Here is a 2,313-nt window from a genome sequence, read left to right as displayed (position 1 = left end):
CGACCGGCACCGTGGGGTCATGGGCTGGCCCCGGGCCGTTGCTGCGTCCCGGATGGCGCCCTGCCCGCCCGCTGTTACAAACCGGCGTTGGTCAAGGTTGGGTGGCAACCGGTCAAGGTTCAGTGGCAGAGGACAGGGAGTTTCACCGGCCCTCTGGTGAGTTTCCCGCCCCGGCCCTGGTGAGTTTCGGTCGGATGCCGTCGGGGCTGCTCCGTCCGGGGGGTATCCCGGTTCGCGGCCGCAGGCGGGTGGGCAGAGCCTCCGACATGACGACTCCTTCGGCCACGCACCGCCGCAGGCGCTGCCGCCCCGTCGCGCCCGCCGTTCCCGCGCCCGCAGCTCAGGTCCGCGCCGGCAAGCAGCCGGCCCTGGAGCGGCCGGGCGGCGGGTGCTGCCGGACCTGGTCCAGTGAACACCTCACGCCCGGCGGCCTGGTCGTCCGCACCACCTGGCACGAGCCAGCGTGCCCGGCCTGGGCCCGGCGGTGACCACCAACGCGGTGGCCGGGCCGGTGACCAAGTACGCGTGTGCGCGGTCCTGGTCCACGACCGCCTCTGCCTGATCCGCCGCCCCCGACCCGCCGGCGCCCACGTGGACGCGAACGGCAAACCCCGCCCGCGATAGCACCGACCCCGGCCGCCGAGCGGCGCGAGCCTTCGCTACGCCGCCACTGCCGCGGCTGGCTCGTCGTCGATGTGCCGGAGCCGGCTGCGGACGGCCACGCGGTCCTCGCCAGACAACTTGGCCCAGTACTCATCGGCCCACACCGCGTGGCAGGCCCGCCGCTCCGCTTCCTCCAGACGGGCGGACTCGGCCAGCTGCTCCTCGCTCAGCCCCTGCCGGGCGGCCTCCAGATCGCCGCCCCAGGTCGACAGCGTGGCCAGGAACGCGCGGCGCTCGGCCTGCACGGCCACCAGCGCCCGCTGCGCCGCGACCAGGTCGTCGGTGTACTCGAACGTCTTCTGCTCTTTGCCCACGGCAGGGAATCGTACGCGCGAGCGGATCCGCACCCGGCTGCGCCCCGCCGACACCTTGACGCCCGTCCCGGGGCGGGTGATCGATACCTTGATGGCTGCCCCGGACGCCTCGCCGATACCTTGGCGGCTTGGTCACGGGTCGATAACGTCGCAGGTCAAAGCATTGGCGAGGGCGGGCGGGATACCTTGATGCCCGCCCCGGGCTCGGGACGGGCCGACCAGTCTCAGCGAAGTTTGACGGCGGCTCGGTTGTCTCACCGAACTTTGACGGCGTCTCGGCGAAGTTTGACCGCGTACTTCTGCTCTGGGCCCGGTTCTAGGATTTGCGGCATGGCAACAAGACTCGTGCAGATCAATATGAAGGCCCAGGACGACTCCGTGCTCGGCCGGTTCTGGGCGGAGGCACTCGGCTGGGGTGTCGACAGCGAGGGACCCGGCGTGACGAACCTCGAACCCGTGGGCTTCGACTACCCCGACCCCACGGCCGTCTGCATCGACATCATCACCCGCCCCGAACCCAAGACGGTGAAGAACCGGGTGCACATCGACCTGGCCACCACCTCGGCCGCCCACCAGGCGGAGTTGGTCGCGCATCTGAAGGACCTCGGCGCGACCCTCGCTGATGTGGGCCAGGGCGATGTCCCCTGGACGGTCATGGCCGACCCGGAGGGCAACGAGTTCTGCGTCCTGGAACCCCGCCCCATCTACCGGGACACCGGGCCGATCGCCGCGGTGGTGGTCGACTGCGCCGACCCGCGCGCGATGGCCCGGTTCTGGGGCGAGGCGACGGACTGGACGGTGCACGAGGTCGCCGACGACCACGCCTCCCTGCGCTCCACCCAAGGCGTCGGCCCCTACCTGGAGTTCGCGTGCACTCCCGATACCAAGAGCGGGTGGAATCGCGTCCACCTCGATGTCGCTCCTTACCTCGATGACGACCTGGCGGGAGAGGAATCCCGGCTGCGCGCCCTGGGCGCCACCGACCCTGGCATCGACCAGTCCTCGATCTCGTGGAAGATTCTGGTCGACCCGGAGGGCAACGAGTTCTGCCTCCTTAGCCCTCGCTGAGCCCGAACGACGGCTCCGACCGGCTCGGGTCAGCGGCGAAGACGGCGTGGGGTCAGCGCAATGCCGCCAGAGACGGGGTGGCGTCCCCGGTGATCCAACGCGCCTCGTCGGACGCCAGGAAGGTTACGAGCGGGCCGAAAGCGCCGGAGCCCAGCGTCAAGGATCTCTCCAGGGGGTGCTGTCACGTTGATCGGTGAGTGAGATGATCTTCGGGTTGGTCGTGGCTGGGAAGGGCCTGTCGTGGAGAGCGCTTCGCCGTCGTACAGGG

The 2,313-nt window shown here is 70.5% G+C and carries 3 protein-coding genes; 2 read left to right on the top strand and 1 reads right to left on the bottom strand.

Annotated elements, in window-relative coordinates:
- Nucleotides 1-266 precede the first annotated feature (266 nt).
- Complete coding sequence (locus ACH4E7_RS45500) at nt 267-488, top strand: hypothetical protein (RefSeq protein WP_396255114.1); 222 nt, start codon at nt 267-269, stop codon at nt 486-488.
- Between the two features lie 171 nt (nt 489-659).
- Here ACH4E7_RS45500 and ACH4E7_RS45495 read toward each other — a convergent pair whose 3' ends face one another.
- Entirely contained in the window at nt 660-977 is a 318-nt protein-coding gene (locus ACH4E7_RS45495; protein WP_396255113.1) for a hypothetical protein, read from the bottom strand.
- Nucleotides 978-1,307: 330 nt separating this feature from the next.
- Between ACH4E7_RS45495 and ACH4E7_RS45490 the strand changes: the two genes are divergently transcribed.
- Complete coding sequence (locus tag ACH4E7_RS45490) at nt 1,308-2,045, top strand: VOC family protein (protein ID WP_396255112.1); 738 nt, start codon at nt 1,308-1,310, stop codon at nt 2,043-2,045.
- The last annotated feature ends 268 nt before the right edge of the window (nt 2,046-2,313 follow it).

Origin of the sequence: Kitasatospora sp. NPDC018058 (assembly GCF_044327205.1) — a bacterium.
In the GTDB taxonomy this organism is placed as follows: domain Bacteria; phylum Actinomycetota; class Actinomycetes; order Streptomycetales; family Streptomycetaceae; genus Kitasatospora.
Note: the sequence above shows the minus strand (reverse complement) of the source record. Positions and strands in the feature narration are given on the sequence as shown.